Source organism: Streptomyces coeruleorubidus, from assembly GCF_028885415.1.
Lineage (GTDB): Bacteria > Actinomycetota > Actinomycetes > Streptomycetales > Streptomycetaceae > Streptomyces > Streptomyces coeruleorubidus_A.
The window spans coordinates 6,539,770-6,556,725 of record NZ_CP118527.1 but is presented as its reverse complement, the minus strand read 5'-3'; the positions used below and the strand labels follow the sequence as shown (position 1 = coordinate 6,556,725).

General features: G+C 71.1%; 18 protein-coding genes. 5 read left to right on the top strand and 13 right to left on the bottom strand.

Going from position 1 to position 16,956, the window contains the following annotated elements; genetic code table 11:
- Positions 1 to 30 precede the first annotated feature (30 nt).
- The 4 genes from PV963_RS30590 to PV963_RS30575 form a co-directional block, all read right to left on the bottom strand.
- Positions 31 to 1,122, bottom strand: coding sequence for a YlbL family protein (locus PV963_RS30590; protein ID WP_274819311.1), 1,092 nt, complete (start codon positions 1,120 to 1,122; stop codon positions 31 to 33).
- Between the two features lie 102 nt (positions 1,123 to 1,224).
- Complete coding sequence (locus tag PV963_RS30585; protein WP_190049437.1) at positions 1,225 to 1,389, bottom strand: hypothetical protein; 165 nt, start codon at positions 1,387 to 1,389, stop codon at positions 1,225 to 1,227.
- Between the two features lie 173 nt (positions 1,390 to 1,562).
- Positions 1,563 to 2,021, bottom strand: a complete 459-nt coding sequence (locus PV963_RS30580; RefSeq protein ID WP_274819308.1) for a molybdenum cofactor biosynthesis protein MoaE — start codon at positions 2,019 to 2,021, stop codon at positions 1,563 to 1,565.
- Positions 2,022 to 2,115: 94 nt separating this feature from the next.
- Complete coding sequence (locus PV963_RS30575) at positions 2,116 to 3,237, bottom strand: SDR family oxidoreductase (RefSeq protein ID WP_274819306.1); 1,122 nt, start codon at positions 3,235 to 3,237, stop codon at positions 2,116 to 2,118.
- Positions 3,238 to 3,429: 192 nt separating this feature from the next.
- Here PV963_RS30575 and PV963_RS30570 point away from each other — a divergent pair, with 192 nt between their 5' ends.
- Positions 3,430 to 4,881, top strand: a complete 1,452-nt coding sequence (locus tag PV963_RS30570; protein WP_274819305.1) for a zinc-dependent metalloprotease — start codon at positions 3,430 to 3,432, stop codon at positions 4,879 to 4,881.
- Complete coding sequence (locus PV963_RS30565; RefSeq protein ID WP_274819303.1) at positions 4,878 to 5,405, top strand: NUDIX hydrolase; 528 nt, start codon at positions 4,878 to 4,880, stop codon at positions 5,403 to 5,405. Before PV963_RS30570 ends, PV963_RS30565 begins: the two co-directional genes overlap by 4 nt.
- A 167-nt stretch (positions 5,406 to 5,572) precedes the next feature.
- On the opposite strand, the gene PV963_RS30560 is transcribed toward PV963_RS30565, so the two are convergent.
- The 4 genes from PV963_RS30560 to PV963_RS30545 all read right to left on the bottom strand — a co-directional run bounded on the left by PV963_RS30560 (position 5,573) and on the right by PV963_RS30545 (position 9,670).
- Positions 5,573 to 6,328, bottom strand: coding sequence for an AIM24 family protein (locus PV963_RS30560; RefSeq protein ID WP_274819302.1), 756 nt, complete (start codon positions 6,326 to 6,328; stop codon positions 5,573 to 5,575).
- Positions 6,329 to 6,345: 17 nt separating this feature from the next.
- The gene (locus tag PV963_RS30555) at positions 6,346 to 7,026 is read right to left on the bottom strand and encodes an AIM24 family protein (RefSeq protein WP_274819300.1); all 681 of its coding nucleotides are present in this window, start codon (positions 7,024 to 7,026) and stop codon (positions 6,346 to 6,348) included.
- Positions 7,027 to 7,037: 11 nt separating this feature from the next.
- The gene (locus tag PV963_RS30550; RefSeq protein ID WP_274819298.1) at positions 7,038 to 8,816 is read right to left on the bottom strand and encodes a TerD family protein; all 1,779 of its coding nucleotides are present in this window, start codon (positions 8,814 to 8,816) and stop codon (positions 7,038 to 7,040) included.
- Positions 8,817 to 9,061: 245 nt separating this feature from the next.
- The gene (locus PV963_RS30545; protein ID WP_274819296.1) at positions 9,062 to 9,670 is read right to left on the bottom strand and encodes a M48 metallopeptidase family protein; all 609 of its coding nucleotides are present in this window, start codon (positions 9,668 to 9,670) and stop codon (positions 9,062 to 9,064) included.
- A 304-nt stretch (positions 9,671 to 9,974) separates the two neighbouring features.
- Between PV963_RS30545 and PV963_RS30540 the strand changes: the two genes are divergently transcribed.
- The gene (locus PV963_RS30540) at positions 9,975 to 11,189 is read left to right on the top strand and encodes a TOMM precursor leader peptide-binding protein (protein ID WP_274819294.1); all 1,215 of its coding nucleotides are present in this window, start codon (positions 9,975 to 9,977) and stop codon (positions 11,187 to 11,189) included.
- The gene (locus PV963_RS30535; RefSeq protein ID WP_274819293.1) at positions 11,182 to 12,552 is read left to right on the top strand and encodes an ABC1 kinase family protein; all 1,371 of its coding nucleotides are present in this window, start codon (positions 11,182 to 11,184) and stop codon (positions 12,550 to 12,552) included. The genes PV963_RS30540 and PV963_RS30535 overlap by 8 nt, the downstream gene beginning before the upstream one ends.
- Positions 12,553 to 12,590: 38 nt before the next feature.
- Here the strand turns inward: PV963_RS30535 and PV963_RS30530 are convergent, their stop codons facing one another.
- The 5 genes from PV963_RS30530 to PV963_RS30510 all read right to left on the bottom strand — a co-directional run bounded on the left by PV963_RS30530 (position 12,591) and on the right by PV963_RS30510 (position 16,553).
- Positions 12,591 to 12,809, bottom strand: coding sequence for a hypothetical protein (locus tag PV963_RS30530; protein WP_274819291.1), 219 nt, complete (start codon positions 12,807 to 12,809; stop codon positions 12,591 to 12,593).
- A 137-nt stretch (positions 12,810 to 12,946) separates the two neighbouring features.
- Complete coding sequence (locus tag PV963_RS30525; protein WP_274819289.1) at positions 12,947 to 13,270, bottom strand: hypothetical protein; 324 nt, start codon at positions 13,268 to 13,270, stop codon at positions 12,947 to 12,949.
- Complete coding sequence (locus PV963_RS30520; protein WP_010047663.1) at positions 13,267 to 13,635, bottom strand: WhiB family transcriptional regulator; 369 nt, start codon at positions 13,633 to 13,635, stop codon at positions 13,267 to 13,269. The genes PV963_RS30525 and PV963_RS30520 overlap by 4 nt, the downstream gene beginning before the upstream one ends.
- A gap of 174 nt (positions 13,636 to 13,809) precedes the next feature.
- Complete coding sequence (locus PV963_RS30515; RefSeq protein ID WP_274819286.1) at positions 13,810 to 14,136, bottom strand: hypothetical protein; 327 nt, start codon at positions 14,134 to 14,136, stop codon at positions 13,810 to 13,812.
- Between the two features lie 164 nt (positions 14,137 to 14,300).
- Positions 14,301 to 16,553 carry an ATP-dependent DNA helicase UvrD2 gene (locus PV963_RS30510; RefSeq protein WP_274819284.1) on the bottom strand — a complete coding sequence of 751 codons (2,253 nt, stop codon included), beginning with the start codon at positions 16,551 to 16,553 and terminating at the stop codon, positions 14,301 to 14,303.
- A gap of 127 nt (positions 16,554 to 16,680) precedes the next feature.
- Here PV963_RS30510 and PV963_RS30505 point away from each other — a divergent pair, with 127 nt between their 5' ends.
- Positions 16,681 to 16,920, top strand: a complete 240-nt coding sequence (locus PV963_RS30505) for a mycoredoxin (RefSeq protein ID WP_274819282.1) — start codon at positions 16,681 to 16,683, stop codon at positions 16,918 to 16,920.
- The last annotated feature ends 36 nt before the right edge of the window (positions 16,921 to 16,956 follow it).

Sequence of the window (16,956 nt, the reverse complement as noted above, 5' to 3'; positions counted from 1 at the left end):
GCGGCCCGGGCCGGTCCCCGGGCCGGCGGACTACATACCGCACGTCGGCAGATCGGCGGTGTCGCCGCTGCGGAGGTCCTGGAGAGCGCCGAGGGCGTCGTCGATGGTCTTCACCTTGATGAGGGTGAGGCCCTCGGGGGTGTCCTTGGCGGCGGCCTCGCAGTTGTCCGCGGGCGTCAGGAAGTACTGCGCGCCCTTGGCCCGCGCCCCCACGGTCTTCATCTCGATGCCGCCGATCGGACCGACCTTGCCCTCGTCGTCGATCGTCCCCGTACCGGCCACGAACTTGCCCCCGGTCAGGCTGCCCGGCGTGAGCTTGTCGTAGATGCCGAGCGCGAACATCAGACCGGCGCTCGGCCCGCCGACGTCGGCCAGCTTGATGTCGATGGTGAACGGGAACGTGTGGTCGGTCCCCGCGGAGATCCCCACGATGGCCCGCTTCTCGCCGGTGTCGTCCGAGGTCGTCGTGGTGATGGTGATGTCCTGCGTCTTCGTCGGCGTCCGCTTCTCCTTCTCCGCGGCGGCCTGCTCCTTGGCGGGCACGATCGTGAAGCGGACGTCCTGGCCCGGCTTGTGCTTCGTGACGAGCTTCGCGACGTCGGCCGGCTCCTTGACCGCCGTACCGTCGACGGCCTTGATCACGTCCCCGGCGTGCAGCTTGCCCTCGGCCGGGGATCCCTTGACGACCGTCGAGACGATGACCCACGACTTCACCGGAACGTCGAGTTCCTTCAGCGCGGCGACCTTGGCGCTCTCCTGGGACTGGCTGAACTCCTCGGCGTTCTCCTGCGTGGACTGCTCCTCGGTCTTGCCGTCCGGGTAGAGCGTCTCGCGCGGCACCACCTTGTTGTCATGCGCGAGCCAGCCGTAGACGGCCTCCACCAGGTTCATCCGGTAGTCGGCGCTGGTGACCCGGACCGTCGTCATGTTCAGATGGCCGCTGGTCGCGTATGTCTTCCGCCCCGAGATCTGGAGCACGGGCTCGCCGCCGTGATCGCCCAGCGTGTTCACCGTCGGCCCCGGGGACATCTCCGAATACGGCACGGGGATGAACACTCCCGCGCACAGGAGCGCGATCAGCATCAGGGTGGAGGCGAGCATCGTCGCAGTGCGGCGTGGCATGACTCGACAGTACGGGACGGTCCTGTCAGCGCACCGTCAGGGCCGCCCGTCCGGGGCGGCCCTGTGGGCTCAAACGCCTGTGACCTGCTGTTTTCCCGGCCGTCAGCTACCCGGCCGGGGCTTCTCCATGGCCTCGCGGAAGCGGGCGTAACCGATGAGTTCCGGGCCGTCGCCACGGACCTTGCGGGTCCGGTTGGCCCAACTGCCCCAGAGGCCCGCGCCGATCGCAGCCACAAGCGGAATCAGCAACCAGGCGAGCGCCGCCATGCCGACCTCCCAACCCCATTGAGCGTCCGCAACTGACTGATCAGCAGATTAACCATCCGCAGTGACAACGCTCACGCCAGGGGTCCGGTTACGCAACCGGAAGGCTGCGTCCCGGATTCAGCAGGCGCCGACCCGCCCTCCCGTCGCCCGGCCACCACCCCTCAACGACGGCGCTACGCGCCGACCCATTCTTCGGTGCCGTCGGAGAACTTCTGGTGCTTCCAGATGGGCACTTCGTGCTTGAGGTCGTCGATCAGCTTCCGGCAGGCCTCGAAGGCCTCTCCCCTGTGCGGACACGAGACGGCGACGACCACGGCGAGGTCACCGACCCGGAGGTCCCCCACGCGGTGCACGGCCGCCAGCGCCCGCACCGGGAACTCGGCGACGACCTTCTCGGCGATCCGCCTCATCTCGGCCTCGGCACTGGGGTGGCAGGAGTACCCCAGCTCCGCCACGTCGGCACCCCCGTCGTGGTTGCGCACGGTGCCCACGAAGAGCGCCGTGCCGCCTGCCGCGTCGTCCCCGACGGCCCGGAACACCTCGTCCACGGAGAGGGCCGTTTCCCGGATCCCGATCAGTCTGATCGGATCCTGCGCGGCCTGCTCACCCGGGTGGTCACTCGTGGATGCCATGCCTCCATCGTGCCGTACGCGACCGACAGCGCGGAATAGAGCTATCGACCGGCACGCGCGCGTGCGCCTTTGGAGTCTCCTACAGGGACGTCTGTCAGATCCGCCGCCGGGCCTTCCGCGCTCGCCGCACCACCGCGGCCGCACCCAGCAGCGCCACCGTCGCTCCCGCGGCTCCCGCGGCCGTCGCGTCCTTGCGGCCCAGTCGCCGACCGGCCACCGTGTGCCGGCCGGAGACCTCCTCCAGCAGCTCCGCCAGCACCTCCTCGTTGGTGTACCGCGGCCGCCACCCGGCATCGTGCAGCCGACTGCCGCTCACCACCCAGGGGTACATGGTGTACGCCAGGTCCCCGGCCGGGGACGGCGTGAGCCCGATGCGGTGCAGGCGCGCCGCCGCACCCAGCGCGACCGCCGACGGCAGCTCCATCCGCCGGATGCCGCTGAGCTCCTCGACCTCCTCCTGCTCCAGCCACCCGTCGCACCCGACGGTCAGTTCCCCGTCGACCTTCTCCAGGACGGCGTACTCCAGCGCGCTGCACAGGTCCTCGACGTGGCAGAACTGCCACGCGGGCCGCGACCCGGCGACGACGAGCAGCCGAGGAGACTCGAAGTACCTGGTCAGCGCCGTGTCCGTGCCTCCCACCAGGACGGCCGGCCGTACCACGGTGACGTTGAGCCCCGGGTGTGCCCGAGGCGCCCGGCGCGCCAGCCGCTCGATCTCCAGCAGGTCGCCGACGCCCGTCGCCTCGGCCGTGGCCCGCAGCTCCGCGTCCTCGGAGAGCGGCAGCTCGTTGTCCGGCAGCGCCCCGTAGACCATCGCCGAGGTGCACAGCACGACCCGGTGCACTCCGGCCGCCGCGGCAGCCGTCAGAACGGTCTGTGTCCCCCGTACGTTGTAGGCCGTTCGGGCGGCGGCGTCGGTCTCCAGGTCGAGGTCCAGCGCCAGGTGCACCACCACGTCGGCGCCCCGCAGCTTCTCCGCGATGGCCGGATCCCGGACGTCCAGGATGTGCCACTGCGCCGCGGCGCACTCGCCGCGCCGCTCGTCGATGGCCACGACCTGCTTGACCTCGTCGGACGCGGCGAGCTGCTCGGTGAGCAGGGCGCCGACGCCGTACGCGGCACCGGTGACCGCGACGACGGGTCCGCGTGCCGCGGGACTCGCGGAACTGGTTGACTGGTTTCGCGCTGCGCGAACCTGCGGATCTGGGGAACTCACCGGGCGTCTCCAGCGGTTGTCTTCAGTACGAGCGCGAGCGACGCGTGCGTACCAGGTGGCATCCATCCTGCCGCAGGCTGTCAGTCGGCGAAGCACCGAGGCCCGATCCGCCCCAGGTGTCTACGCTGGGTGGTGTTGTCGGGCAGCCGTGCCGCCGGAAAGAACCGGCGGCCCTACCAGCCGAGGAATCCCGTGAGTGACACCCCATTCGGATTCGGCCTTCCGCCGGAGGAGCCGGACGACGGCGACGAGGGCAAGAAGAAGGACCAGCAGAGCGGTGGTGGTCAGGGACCGGCCAATCCGTTCGGTTTCGGCGGCCTGCCCGGAGCCGGAGGATTTGGCGGCGGCCCCGGCGGCCCCGGTGCGGACAATCCGTTCGCAGCCATGTTCGGCTCCCTGAACCCCAACGACCTGGGCGCCGCGTTCCAGCAACTGGGCCAGATGCTCTCCTACGAGGGCGGCCCGGTGAACTGGGACATGGCCAAGCAGATCGCCCGCCAGACGGTGTCCCAGGGCAGCCCTGACGGCACCAAGGACACCAGCGTCGGCCCCGCCGAGCGCAAGGCCGTCGAGGAGGCCGTCCGCCTCGCCGACCTGTGGCTCGACGACGCCACGTCCCTGCCGTCCGGCGCCGGCTCGGCCGTGGCCTGGAGCCGCGCCGAGTGGGTCGAGGCGACCCTGCCCGCCTGGAAGGAGCTCGTCGACCCGGTCGCCGAGCGCGTCGGCACCGCCATGGGCGACGTCCTGCCGGAGGAGATGCAGGCCATGGCCGGCCCGCTGATCGGCATGATGCGCTCGATGGGCGGCGCCATGTTCGGTACGCAGATCGGGCAGGCCGTCGGCGTGCTCGCCGGCGAGGTCGTCGGTTCGTCCGACATCGGCCTGCCGCTGGGCCCGGCCGGCAAGGCCGCGCTGCTGCCGGTGAACATCGAGACGTTCGGCAAGGACCTGAGCGTCCCGCAGGAGGAGGTGCGGCTGTATCTCGCCCTGCGCGAGGCCGCCCACCAGCGGCTCTTCGCGCACGTGCCGTGGCTGCGCTCGCATCTGTTCGGCGCGGTCGACGGCTACGCCCGCGGGATCAAGGTGGACACGGCCAAGCTGGAGGACGTGGTCGGCCAGTTCGACCCGCAGAATCCCGAGCAGCTCCAGGAGGCCCTCCAGCAGGGCATGTTCCAGCCCGAGGACACGCCCGAGCAGAAGGCAGCCCTGGCACGTCTGGAGACGGCTCTGGCGCTCGTGGAGGGCTGGGTCGACGCGGTGGTCCACGCCGCCGCGAAGCCCCGTCTGTCGTCCGCCGACGCCCTGCGCGAGACGCTGCGCCGCCGCCGCGCCTCGGGCGGCCCGGCCGAGCAGACCTTCGCCACGCTGATCGGTCTGGAGCTGCGCCCGCGCCGCCTGCGTGACGCCTCCCGCCTGTGGGCCTCGCTCACGGACGCGCGCGGTGTGGACGGCCGGGACGCCCTGTGGCACCACCCGGACATGCTGCCGACGGCCACCGACCTGGACGACCCGGACGGCTTCGTGCACCGCGAGCAGATCGACTTCTCCGAGCTGGACAAGATGCTCGGCGAGGCGGCGGACAAGCCCGACCTCAGGAAGAAGGACAAGGACGAGGACGACGGCAAGGGTGACGACGCCGGGTGAGCCTGTACGACGACGCGGTCCTCGTGCTCAAGGGGTACGAGGACCAGACTGACCTGCGCCAGGCCTACCTCGACCATCTGGCGGAGCACCCGGACGGCCTGTGGAAGGCGTGCCACTCGGGTCACATCACGGCGAGCGCCCTGGTGATCGACCCGGAGGCCGGCCGGGTCCTGCTGACCCTGCACAGGAAGCTGCGGAAGTGGCTCCAGATGGGCGGCCACTGCGAGCCGGGCGACAGTTCCCTGGCGGCCGTGGCCCTGCGTGAGGCGACGGAGGAGTCCGGCGTCTCGGGGCTCTCGCTGCTGCCGGGCGGCCCGGTGCGCCTGGACCAGCACCCGATCCCGCCGCCGTGCCACTGCCACTTCGACGTCCAGTACGCGGTCCTGGCGCCGCCGGACACCGCGCACGAGATCAGCGACGAGTCGCTCGACGTGCGCTGGTTCGGCTACGACGAGGTCGCGGAGGTGGCCGACGAGTCGGTCGTGCGCCTGCTGGAGGCCACACGCGCGAGGCTCGCGGCCTGAGCATGTGTAAGGGGCGACCGCCTGGACGATCGCCCCTTACATTCGGTGCTGACGGTGGGCTGCGCCCCCTCAGGGGCGCGGGGAACTGCGCGATCGGCCACAGATGGCCTGCGGCCGGGGCCGGACCGCACAGCCCCCGGCCCCAATCGGCCGAACCCGCGGAGCGATCAGTTCCAGACGTTGCCCTGGTTCTGCCCGCGTGCTCCCTGCTGGCCCATGCCGTACTGCGCGGCGAGGCCCGAGCCGATCCGGGCGTTCTGCGGCGGCAGCAGTTCACTGGGCTGGACGAGCGCGAAGCCGGTGCCCATGAAGCTCAGCTCCCAGCCCTCGCCGGTGCTGCCGCGGCGCCGCCACACCCCGGAGGAGTGTGTCTGGGCCTGCATCTGCACGCGCAGGCTCGTCGACCAGGCGACGATCGCGTCGGCGTCGCAGTTGACGTACTTGTCGGGCGTCACCTGCAGCAGCAGCGGCATGCCCGAGGTCATCAGGGCGACCTTGCCCCGGCCGGTGATGTTGAGCTGGTACTTCCCGGAACCGGAGATGCCGTAGAGGCTGTCGACGGCGATGACCTCGTGGTGCAGGGAGGAGTCCATCGCCAGCACATAGCTGCTGTCGACGGTGAGACCGTCCTGCTCCACCTCCATGACGTGGACGTGCTGCTTGAGGTTGGCGAGGTAGACCGTGCCCTGCCCGTGGCAGCGCATCAGGTCGAGTCCCTCACCGGTGTGCGCACGCGAGCGTGCCTGGTCGTTGCTCTGGTACTCGGCGTCGAACTCGACGAGTCCCTGGTAGGCGACCATGGTGCCCTTGCGGGCCAGGATGTCGTCGTGGCCCTCCAGGGCGACGCGCAGCATCTGCTTGTTCTGCAGACTCCAGCGGTCCTGGGCCTGCTGCTCGTTGTAGGCGAAAATCGGGCTCTGCATGGCTTTCTGGCTCCCCCTCAGCCCCGGGCCCGGAGGCGGTCGGTGCTGTCCTCGCTGGGCTGGACGACGACGATGCCCTGACCGGAGAAGGCCATCTGGTAGGCCTCGCCGCTGCCGCGGCCGATCAGCGACTGCGCCCGGAAACTGCGCTTGCCCTTCACCTTGAGGTTCGGGGACCAGGCGACCAGGGCGTCGGGGTCGACGTACGTCTCGTCCTCGCCGCCTCCGCAGTCGACGACGATGGGCTTGCCCCGGGAGGTCAGTGCGACCCAGCCCTGACCGGAGATCTTGGTGTTCCACAGGCCCTGTCCGGCGAACTTCGCCAGGCCCTTGACCCGCTCGACACCCCACGTCAGGTGGGCGTCGAAGGCGAGCAGGTTGGTGGCGTTGACGGAGATGCCGTCGCCGTCCAGGTTGATGACGACGACGTTCGCCCCGTAGTCGGCGAGGTAGAGCAGGCCGTCGCCGGAGCACTTCATCAGGGGCGCGCCCTCGCCGGTCATCCAGTCCTTCGCGATCTGGCGCACGGCCGGCGGGTTGGGCTCGTACTGCACGAACCCTTCGTAGGCGACCATCGACCCCACGCGCGTGAGGAGGTCGTTTCCGGTCTGCATGGCGACCTTCAGCATGTGGTTGCCGTGGTTCTCCATGCGGGCGGTGACGGGCGCGGGGGCGTGGCCCGCGAGCTGCTGTGTCATGACGGGCTCCCTCAGACCTCGTACGGCTGGACGACGATGAAGTTCCCGGGCGCTCCCCGGAACTGGAGGTTGACGCTCTCCCCGGTGTCACCCGGGTAGGCGTTGCGGCGCATCCGCACCTGGCTGGCGACGACGACCTGGGCGGCGGCCGACCAGGCGACCACGGCGTTGCAGTCGGCGAACGTGGTGGGCGTGACCGGCAGGACCACGGGCGTGCCGTGGGTCTTCACGACGATCGTGCCGCTGCCCGTGAACTGCATCGTGAACAGCGCGCCACCGGGGATGCCGTGTCCCTCGATGCGGCGCACCTCGTACTGGAGGCCCTCGTCGAAGGCGAGGACGTTCTCGGCGGAGACGCAGATGCCGTCGCCCTGGAGCTCGATGGGGTGCAGCATCGTGGAGTCCTCGGCGAGGAACACCTGCCCCTGGCCGGTACAGCGCATCAGCTGCATCTCCTGGCCGGTCGCGTTGCCCACGATCCGGCCGGCGAAGCCGGCGCCCTTGTAACTGAAGTCGACCTTGCCCTGGTAGAGCACCATGCTGCCCTGCCGGGCCAGCACGGGCTGCCCGCCGATGCCGAGGTCGACGCGGACGAGCTTCTTGTTCTGCTGCGTCCAGCGCTGCCCGGTGGGGGTCTCCTTGAACTGCTGGAGCGCGGCGGCGACCCCGGGGCCCTGGGGAGTTCCCTGGGCAGCCCCTTGAGGCGTTCCTAGGGGTGCTCCTTGGGGCGCTCCGTAAGGGGCTTGCCCGGTCTGCTGTCCGAAGGGCGGCTGCTGGCCGTAGCCAGGGGGCGGTGTGGGCTGGCCGTAGCCGGGCGGCGGGGCCGGGGCCTGAGGTGCCTGCGGTGCCTGGGGCTGGCCGTAGCCGGGGGGCGGCGGGGCCGTCTGACCGAGGGCCTGGCCGTACGGCGGCGGCTGCTGGCCCGGCTGGCCGTACGGCGCGGGCGCCGGGGCCGGGGGCGGCACCGGGGAGCTGCCCGGCGGGGTGTTCACGGGCGCGACGATGGTCGGGGCGGCGTGCACCTGGGGCGCGGGCGCCGGGGCCGGAGGCGGAGTGGCGCCCGGCGGGGGCGCGAAGCCCTGCGCGGCGGGCTGGGGCGGGTGCGGGGGCCGGGGGCGCTGCCGGTGCCGGAGCGGGTGCGGGGCGGGAGCCTGGGCGGGTTCCGGAGTGCCGGGGACACCGAACGCGGGCGGCGCGAAGGCCGGGGCGGCGCCGGACTGCGGCTGCTGCGCGGCGGGCGCGGGCGGCGCGGGCGTCTCCTCCTCGGCCACTTCGCCGCCGAAGTTCTTCAGCAGCGCGTCGAGACCACCGTCGAAGCCCTGTCCGACGGCGGCGAACCGCCAGACGTCCTTCAGGTAGAAGTCGCCGAGCATCACGGCCCGTTCGGTGGAGAACTCCGAGCCGTTGAAGGGGTAGCGGGCCACTTCCTCGCCGCCCGCGACGATGCGGATGTAGCCGGGGGCGATCTGTGACATCTGCCCGGCGCCGTCGATCGTCGCCGTGAAGGACAGCTTCTGGATCTGCGGCGGGATCCGGTCGAGCGTCACGCGGAAGGACTCCGTGTCGCCTGCCTGGGCGCCCAGGAGCTGAATGGCCTCCTCGGGGGACTTCGGCTGGTTGTAGAAGACGAAGTACCGGTCGTCCGAGAGCCGTTCGTCGGCGTCGAGGCCGAAGCAGCTGATGTCGAAGCTCAGTCCGGGGCCGGAGATCTGCACGCCTACGTACAGATCCGTGCCCGCGGTGAGGTCACTGATCCTGGCCTTGTGGCCGCGTTGGAATTCCCTGGCCATGCGTAACGACCGTCCCCCATCCAGAACGTGATTGCGTCGCGCCAGGCTAACGGCAAACTCGGACACCGGACGCAGTCGGTACAGACCCGGTACAGAACCCTCGCTCGGCCGTATCGGCTGCTCTCGCGCGGAAAGCGGTCACTTACCCCGGAGCTCACACCGGGCGCTCACACCAGGCGTTCACCACAGGCGTTCACCACAGGCGCTCGCACCGGGAGCTCACCACTGGCGCTCGTCCCGTGCGCTCAGCCCGCGGGACTCTCGCCCCGCGCACCGGGCACATGGGGCAACCGCTCGGCCGCGACCACGCCTTCGAGGTAGCCCCGGGCCCGTTCCGTCCGCGGATAGGCCTCCAGCAGCTCCCAGAAGCGGGGGCCGTGTCCGGGCACGAGCAGATGGGCGAGTTCGTGGACGAGTACGTAGTCGACGACGTACTCGGGCATGCCCTGGAGGCGGTGCGACAGGCGGATGCTGCCCTCGGCCGGGGTGCAGGATCCCCAGCGCGTGTTCTGGTTGGTCACCCAGCGCACCGAAGCGGGCCGGGCCCGCCCGCCGAAGTACTGGTCCGACAGGCGCCGGGCCCGCTCGGCCAACTCGGCGTCGCCGAGGGCCCGTTTGCTCTCCTGCGCGGCCAGCTTGTCGAGCATGACGTTCACCCAGCGCTGCTCCTCCGCCTCGGACATCCGGGCGGGGATGAGCACAACGGTGCGATCGCCCTCTCGGTACGCGGAGACCGTTCTGCGTCGGCGGGCGCTCCTGCGGACCTCGATCGAGCTCGCCCCCGAGCCGCTCGGCGGCTGGCTCGTCGTGCTGCGCTGTGGCTTTCCGGCGCGGTGCAGTGGGTCGGCGGGCACGCCCCGACGTTACCCGCTGCACCCGGGGAAGTCCCGGCTCCGAGAGGGTTCGATGCCGATACCCCCCGTCGGCCGCCGGATTTGTACGACGAATGCCCGCGCCTGTGGACAACTTTCGGCAGCCGGGGACGCGTTTGGGCATGCTGGCTCTTGTCGGCGAAGCGGCGAGCAGGCCCGGCCCGGGATCAGGCCGGCCTGTGACCGGGTTCGGCGTGCGGCAGAGTTCGGCATGCCGCCGGGTTCTGGGCGGCCGCCACGCTCAACCGGCATACGGGGACGATCTATGGCATACGGGGGGCCTGTCATGCATCCGATGGTGAAACCCGCGCTCAGGCGCGGTTGGCGCGACCTCAACACCGTGCAGTTCGGGATGACACCGGCGCATGCGATGACGCTCGGCCCGATGGACCTGGCGACGGGCAGTTTCCTCGATCTGCTGAACGGCACACGAGGGCTGGAGCTGCTGCGCGAGGAGGGACGCCGTATGGACCTGCCCGACGGCCATGTCGACGGGCTGGTGCGGCGGCTCGCCCGGGCCGGGCTCCTGGACGACGCACGGGGCGGCGGACCGGCCGCCGACGCCCTGCGCCAGAAGAAGGAGGTCCTCGACCGGCTGCGTCCCGACCTTGCTTCGCTGTCCCTGACCACCTCGGCACCGGGCGACGCGATGCGGCAGCTGGCCGCCCGGCGCTCTTTGCGCGTGCAGGTGCGAGGCGCGGGCCGGGTGGGTGCCGTGCTGGCGTCACTGCTGTCGGGGGCCGGTGTGGGCGAGGTCGACGTGCGCGACGGCGGCCGGGTGGAGCCGTGGGACGTCGCTCCGGGCGGGCTGCCCGCGCAGGCCGTCGGCGACCGCAGGGACGAGTCGGCCCGCCAGGCCGTGCGCCGGGCGGCCCCGGACCGGCCGCCGCGCCGCGCGGCAGCCCAGGCATCCCCCGAGGACGGCGACCTGGGCTTCTCGCTGGTGATCGTCGCCCCGCGCGACGATGTCGCCGCGCACGCGCCCGACGCGTCGACCGCCGAACCACTGATGTCCTCCGGGACACCCCATCTGTACGCCGGGGTCGTGGAGGGGACCGGGGTGGTCGGCCCGCTCGTCCTGCCCGGGGAGACGGGCTGCGCGGGGTGTCTGCACGAAAGCCGCACCGACCTGGATCCGACCTGGCCGCGCCTGGTCGCCCAGTGGCGCTCCGGCAGGCAACGACAGGTGCGGCCCTGCGACCTGACGCTGGCCACTACGGTGGCCGGACTGGCCGCCGCCCACGCGCTCGCCTTCCTGGACGGCCGGGTTCCGTCGAGCGCCGGGGCACGCTGGGAGGTCTCCGTGCCCGATCTCCACTGGAATGCGCGGCCGGTCTGGGCGCATCCGGCATGCCCCTGTGGGGCTACGGAGAGAGGAAAGGGGGAGCACCCCTCGGAGGATGGGGAGTCACACGAGACAATGGCGGTGCAACGGCCGTCGGCGCAGTGCCGTCAGGCAGCGGCGAAGCGGCCGGCTGGGACTTGGAGGGCGCATGTCTGATCTTCCCCGGAAGGCGGTCACCCGGACCGCCAAGCTCGCCGCGCTCCCGCTCGGCATCGCCGGGCGGGCGACCTGGGGATTCGGCAAGCGAATCGTCGGCGAGTCCGCGGAGCTCGTCGGCCGCGAACTCCAACAGCGCACGGCCGACCAGCTGTTCAAGGTGCTCGGCGAGCTCAAGGGCGGCGCGATGAAGTTCGGCCAGGCCCTGTCCGTCTTCGAGTCGGCGCTGCCCGAGGAGGTCGCCGGCCCCTACCGGGCCGCGCTGACCAAGCTCCAGGAGGCGGCGCCGCCGATGCCGACGCGCACCGTGCACGCGGTGCTCGAGGAGCGTCTCGGCGAGGGCTGGCACGAGCTGTTCCTGGAGTTCGAGGACAAGCCCGCCGCGGCGGCCTCGATCGGCCAGGTGCACCGAGGGGTGTGGCATGACGGCCGCGAGGTGGCGGTCAAGGTGCAGTACCCGGGCGCCGGTGAGGCCCTGCTGTCCGATCTGAACCAGCTGAGCCGCTTCTCCCGCCTGCTCGGCCCGCTGGTCCCCGGCATGGACATCAAGCCGCTGATCACGGAGCTGAAGGACCGCGTCTCGGAGGAGCTGGACTACGGTCTGGAGGCCCAGGCCCAGCAGGCCCACGCCGAGGAGTTCACGGACGACCCCGACGTGATCGTGCCGCAGGTGGTGCACCAGTCCGACCAGGTCCTGATCACCGAGTGGATCGACGGCATCCCGCTGTCGGAGATCATCTCGGACGGCTCCCAGGAGCAGCGCGACCGGGCCGGCCAGCTCCTGGCCCGCTTCCTGTTCTCCGGCCCCGCCCGCACCGGCCTGCTGCACGCCGATCCGCACCCGGGCAACTTCCGGCTGCTGCCCGGCGGCCCGGACGGTGAGGACGACTGGCGCCTGGGTGTCCTGGACTTCGGCACGGTCGACCGTCTCCCGGGCGGGCTGCCGGCCACCATCGGCGAGTCCCTGCGCATGACCCTCGACGGGGAGGCCGAGGCGGTCTACGAGCTCCTGTGCGCGGAGGGGTTCGTGAAGGAGACCATAGAGCTCGATCCCGACGCGGTCCTGGACTATCTGCTTCCGATCATCGAACCGGCCGAGGTCGAAGAGTTCACGTTCACGCGCGGCTGGATGCGCAGCCAGGCGGCCCGCGTCGCGGACCCGCGCTCCCCCGCCTACCAGCTGGGCAAGCAGCTCAACCTGCCCCCGTCGTATCTGCTGATCCACCGGGTGACGCTGAGCACGATCGGCGTGCTGTGCCAGCTGGGGGCTACGGTGCGTCTGCGCGACGAGTTGGAGGAGTGGCTGCCGGGGTTCGTGCCGGAGGATCCGGCGGACGGCGAGGATTCGGTGGCGGAGGCATGAGCCTCAACGGGCACCACGGATGACCGGGGGCCCGCGCCTCACCACCAGTCCGAGTCCAGGCGCCCCTCGATCGCCCTGAGGTTCTCCCGGGAGCAGCTCTCGCAGAAGTGGCGGCGGACGCCGTTCTCCACGGAGCAGGTCCAGGTGAGTGGCGGGCCGTCGGCCAGGGCGCCGGCCGACGTGCCGCAGCGGTCGCACACGAGCGGCTGAGGATCTGCGGCGGAGCCGTCGTCTCTGCCGGCGGGAGGACTCGTCACCCGGCGACGATATCGCCGTGTCCGACGGTTTCCGGTGGTACAACGCACCCCGGGGGCCGGTCCGTTCGGCACGGACCGGCCCCCGGGGAGAGGTCGGCCTCCCGGGCTCGGGAGGCCACCGCTTCAGGTGAGGTCGGTTACTGCATGACCGCCATGGCGAGCGCCCGGCGGGCACGCCGTGAGGCGCGCTCCGCCCTGCGCTGCATCCGGCGGGCGGTCGCCAGGCGCACGGCCGGGCGTTCCCGCTCCGCCTCTTGCAGTCGCTCGCGCATATGCGCACGAGCCATGGCTTCTGGGATGAGTTGCATCTCTCGGGTCCTGTTCTGACGCGAGTCCTTCGCGCCACTGGGGGTGAAGTCTTGGGTCGCGGAGCCTGCGGGCTCGTAAGTGGACGGCTTCATCGGGGCCTGCTTCTGGGGGTCGTGCGTGAGGGGGCGGTCGATCGTTCCTGCGGTGTTCATGCTGTGACCGGGTTCTTGCGCGGGCGGCCACGCGGCCGCTTCCGGGCGACGACGACACCCTGCACGAACAGCTCGCCACCCCAGACGCCCCAGGGCTCACGCCGCTCCTTGGCGCCGGCGAGGCAGGCCTCGACCAGCGGGCAGGTGCGGCACAGGGACTTGGCGTACTCGACGTCCGCCGGCGACTCGGCGAAGAAGACCTCCGGGTCGTAGGAACGGCACGGGACGGGTACGCCGAGGTTCTCGATGGCGTCGTCGAGCGCGGTGAGCGCGGTGAGCGGGGTCAAGGCGGAGTCCTCCGTGGAGCCGGGCTTGGGGATCGTTTCGGAAGGCGGTACGGACGGGGCGTGCGCTTCGAGTTGCACGGTTCGTCTTCCTCGTCTGGTCGTTCCGGCCTGTTGGCCGAGGGGCGGCTGGTACCGGGTTCTTTTCTTGTCCCGAGGCTCCTTCGGTCCGTCGTCCCTGGTCGGGGACAAACGAAAGGGCCGCGGATCCCGGATGGGGTTCCGCGGCCCTGAAGGCGCCGGCCTGATCGGCGATCAGGCTGGATCACTCCAGGGTTCTGGCCCACGGAAGGCCCACATCAGGTGGTGGTGCGTCGTCTGCTTCCGGAATCCGGCACCGGTCGCCGTAAAGGCATAGGCCTGCGCCTGTGCCACTACTGCCGCTTCCAGTGCCTTGGTCGGTCGCTCATTGCGCTCACGGACGGGAAGGCCCGCGGGGGCAACGGAGGAGGACGCCGGACGCGCGGCACGAATGCCGGACAGACCGGTGCCCAGGTTCGAAACGCCGAGCATGCACGCGGAGACGGCCGAGCGATCGGTCATTTTCACGATGCTGGTGGAGCTGGTGTTGATGCTGATCACTGGACTCGCCTCCTCTCGGCGTCTCGGGGGACTGGGTGAACCAGTCCGACGGATATGCAAGTACAACACGGAATCAGGGCCTCCGAGAAGGCCGCTGCTCTCGTGCCTAAGAACCTATGGGGATTGCTGGGGCATGCGCAAACTATTTTTTCGACGAGTTCGTGTCAGTCCTGATCTGTGTCCCGTTCGGCGAACTGGCCTGCGCAGATGGCCAGTACGTCGGCTCCGTAGCGGTTGAGCTTGCGCATCCCCACGCCCGGGATGCGCGCCAGCTCGTGCTCGTCGTCGGGCGCGGTCTCGGCGATAGCCATCAGGGTCCTGTCCGTGAAGACGCAGAAGGCGGGCTGGCCGCTGCGTCGCGCCTGGTCGGCACGCCACTCGCGCAGCCGCTCGTAGAGGCCCTCGTTCATGTCGGAGGGGCAGTCGTCGCAGCGCATCAGCTTCATCTCGCCCGCGTCGGTCAGCGTGCGGCCGCAGACTCGGCAGCGGGCGGGCGTTCGCTGGACTCGTCTCGGGGCGGAGCCCCTGGTTCCGGGGGTTCCGCGCTCGATGCCGCCCGCACTGCTGGCGGCGGTACGGCCCGTGGTGGCCGTCGAACCCGGGCGCAGCCCGTCGAGGAAGCGGCTGGGGCGCCGGTTGGGGCGGCCGCCGGGGGAACGGGAGAGGGCCCAGGAGACGTGGAGTCGTTCCCGCGCGCGGGTGACGCCGACGTAGAGGAGGCGGCGCTCCTCCTCGATCTGTTGGTCGGTCTTGGCGTAGGTGATCGGCATCATGCCCTCGGCGACGCCGACCAGGAAGACGACGTCCCACTCCAGGCCCTTGGCCGAGTGCAGGGAGGCGAGGGTGACGCCCTGCACGGTGGGGGCGTGCTGGGCGTTCGCCCGTTCGTCGAGTTCGGCGACGAGGTCCGCCAGGGTGGCGCCGGGTTTGGCGGCGGCGAAGTCCTGGGCGAGGTTCACCAGGGCGGCCAGGGACTCCCAGCGTTCTCTCACGGCGCCGGAGCCGGCCGGTGGCTGCGGCGTCCAGCCGTCTCCCGACAGCACGGCGCGGACCTGGGAGGGCAGGTCGACGGCGTCGTCCAGAAGGGAGTCGTTGCCGCCGAAGCGGGCCGCGCCGCGCAGGGCGACGCCCGCCTTGCGCACCTCCGGGCGGTCGAAGAACCGCTCGGCGCCGCGCAGCTGGTAGGGCACGCCGGCGTCGGCGAGGGCCTGTTCATAGGTCTCGGACTGCGCGTTGGTCCGGAACAGGACGGCGATCTCGGCGGCCGGGACTCCCGAGTCCATGAGCTCGCGGATGCGGCGGGCCGCGCCCTCCGCCTCGGCGGGCTCGTCCGTGTATTCGGTGTAGACCGGCTCGGGCCCCGGGGCGCGCTGGGAGACGAGCTCCAGGCGGTGGTCGGCGGCACGGCCCTTCGCCTGGGCGAGCAGGCCGTTGGCGAGGTGGACGACCTGGGGGGTGGAGCGGTAGTCGCGGACCAGCTTGACGACGGTGGCGTCGGGGTGGCGGGTGCGGAAATCCAGCAGGTGGTCCGGTGTCGCGCCGGTGAAGGAGTAGATGGTCTGGCTGGCGTCGCCGACCACGCACAGGTTGTCCCGGTCGCCCAGCCACAGTTCCAGCAGGCGCTGCTGGAGGGGGCTGACGTCCTGGTACTCGTCGACCACGAAGTGCTGGTACTGGGCCCGGACCTGCTCGGCGATGTCGTGCCGGTCCTGGAGGACGGCCACGGTCAGCAGCAGCACGTCCTCGAAGTCGATGACGGCGCGCTCGCGCTTGACGTCCTCGTAGGCGGCGTAGAGCTGGGCGATCTCGGCAGGGTCGCGGGGGGTCTCGCGGCCGGCCTTGGCGGCGGCGGGCGCGTAGTCGGCGGGGACGGTCTGGGTGACCTTGGACCACTCGATCTCGGCGGTGACGTCCCGCAGCTCGCCCCGGTCGAGCCGGATGCGGCAGGCGGCGGCCGCGTCGGCGACGAGCTGGGCCTTGCGGTCGACGAGCCGGGGCATGGAGCCGCCGATCGCTTTCGGCCAGAAGTACTGGAGCTGGCGCAGCGCCGCCGAGTGGAACGTACGCGCCTGGACACCGCCGGCGCCGAGCTGGCGCAGCCGGCCGCGCATTTCCCCGGCGGCGCGGTTGGTGAACGTGACGGCGAGCACGCTGGAGGGGTGCAGGATGCCGGCGCGCACTCCGTAGGCGATGCGGTGGGTGATCGCCCGGGTCTTGCCCGTTCCGGCGCCCGCCAGGACGCACACCGGGCCGCGCAGGGCGGTCGCCACCTCGCGCTGCTCGGGGTCGAGCCCGTCGAGCACCGCGTCGGCCGAGTCCGGTACCTGCGGGAACAGGGTGGAGTGCGTTGCTGCTGTCACACAGCCATGCTGCCAGGTCCCGCGAGACGGCTGTGCCGGTTGTCCACAGGCAGGCATTGATAGTCGTACTAATGCGGCAGGCGTCACGTCCGGCGGGGCACGGACCCCGGGAATGGTTGCCCTTTCACGTACGTTCCACCACTGCGACCACCCGTCCCCGAGCCACCGAAGGAGCACGAGAGACATGCCGGGCACTGTGACGATGTACAGCACCACGTGGTGCGGCTACTGCCGTCGGCTGAAGAGTCAGATGGACCGCGAGGGCATCGCGTACACCGAGATCAACATCGAGCAGGACCCGGAGTCCGCCGCGTTCGTGGAGAAGGCGAATGGCGGAAACCAGACGGTGCCCACCGTTCTGTTCCCGGACGGCTCCACCCTCACCAACCCGTCGCTGGCACAGGTGAAGCAGAAGATCAGCTGAGGGCGGAAGATCGGCTGAAGCAAGATCGGCGCCTGG

Excerpts from the sequence above, each read along its gene's own strand:
- PV963_RS30590 (WP_274819311.1), bottom strand. The coding sequence starts at position 1,122 with ATGCCACGCCGCACTGCGACGATGCTCGCCTCCACCCTGATGCTGATC.
- PV963_RS30585 (WP_190049437.1), bottom strand. The coding sequence starts at position 1,389 with ATGGCGGCGCTCGCCTGGTTGCTGATTCCGCTTGTGGCTGCGATCGGC.
- PV963_RS30580 (WP_274819308.1), bottom strand. The coding sequence starts at position 2,021 with ATGGCATCCACGAGTGACCACCCGGGTGAGCAGGCCGCGCAGGATCCG.
- PV963_RS30560 (WP_274819302.1), bottom strand. The coding sequence starts at position 6,328 with ATGCAGAGCCCGATTTTCGCCTACAACGAGCAGCAGGCCCAGGACCGC.
- PV963_RS30555 (WP_274819300.1), bottom strand. The coding sequence starts at position 7,026 with ATGACACAGCAGCTCGCGGGCCACGCCCCCGCGCCCGTCACCGCCCGC.
- PV963_RS30550 (WP_274819298.1), bottom strand. The coding sequence starts at position 8,816 with ATGGCCAGGGAATTCCAACGCGGCCACAAGGCCAGGATCAGTGACCTC.
- PV963_RS30540 (WP_274819294.1), top strand. The coding sequence starts at position 9,975 with ATGCATCCGATGGTGAAACCCGCGCTCAGGCGCGGTTGGCGCGACCTC.
- PV963_RS30535 (WP_274819293.1), top strand. The coding sequence starts at position 11,182 with ATGTCTGATCTTCCCCGGAAGGCGGTCACCCGGACCGCCAAGCTCGCC.
- PV963_RS30525 (WP_274819289.1), bottom strand. The coding sequence starts at position 13,270 with ATGAACACCGCAGGAACGATCGACCGCCCCCTCACGCACGACCCCCAG.
- PV963_RS30510 (WP_274819284.1), bottom strand. The coding sequence starts at position 16,553 with ATGCCTGCCTGTGGACAACCGGCACAGCCGTCTCGCGGGACCTGGCAG.
- PV963_RS30505 (WP_274819282.1), top strand. The coding sequence starts at position 16,681 with ATGCCGGGCACTGTGACGATGTACAGCACCACGTGGTGCGGCTACTGC.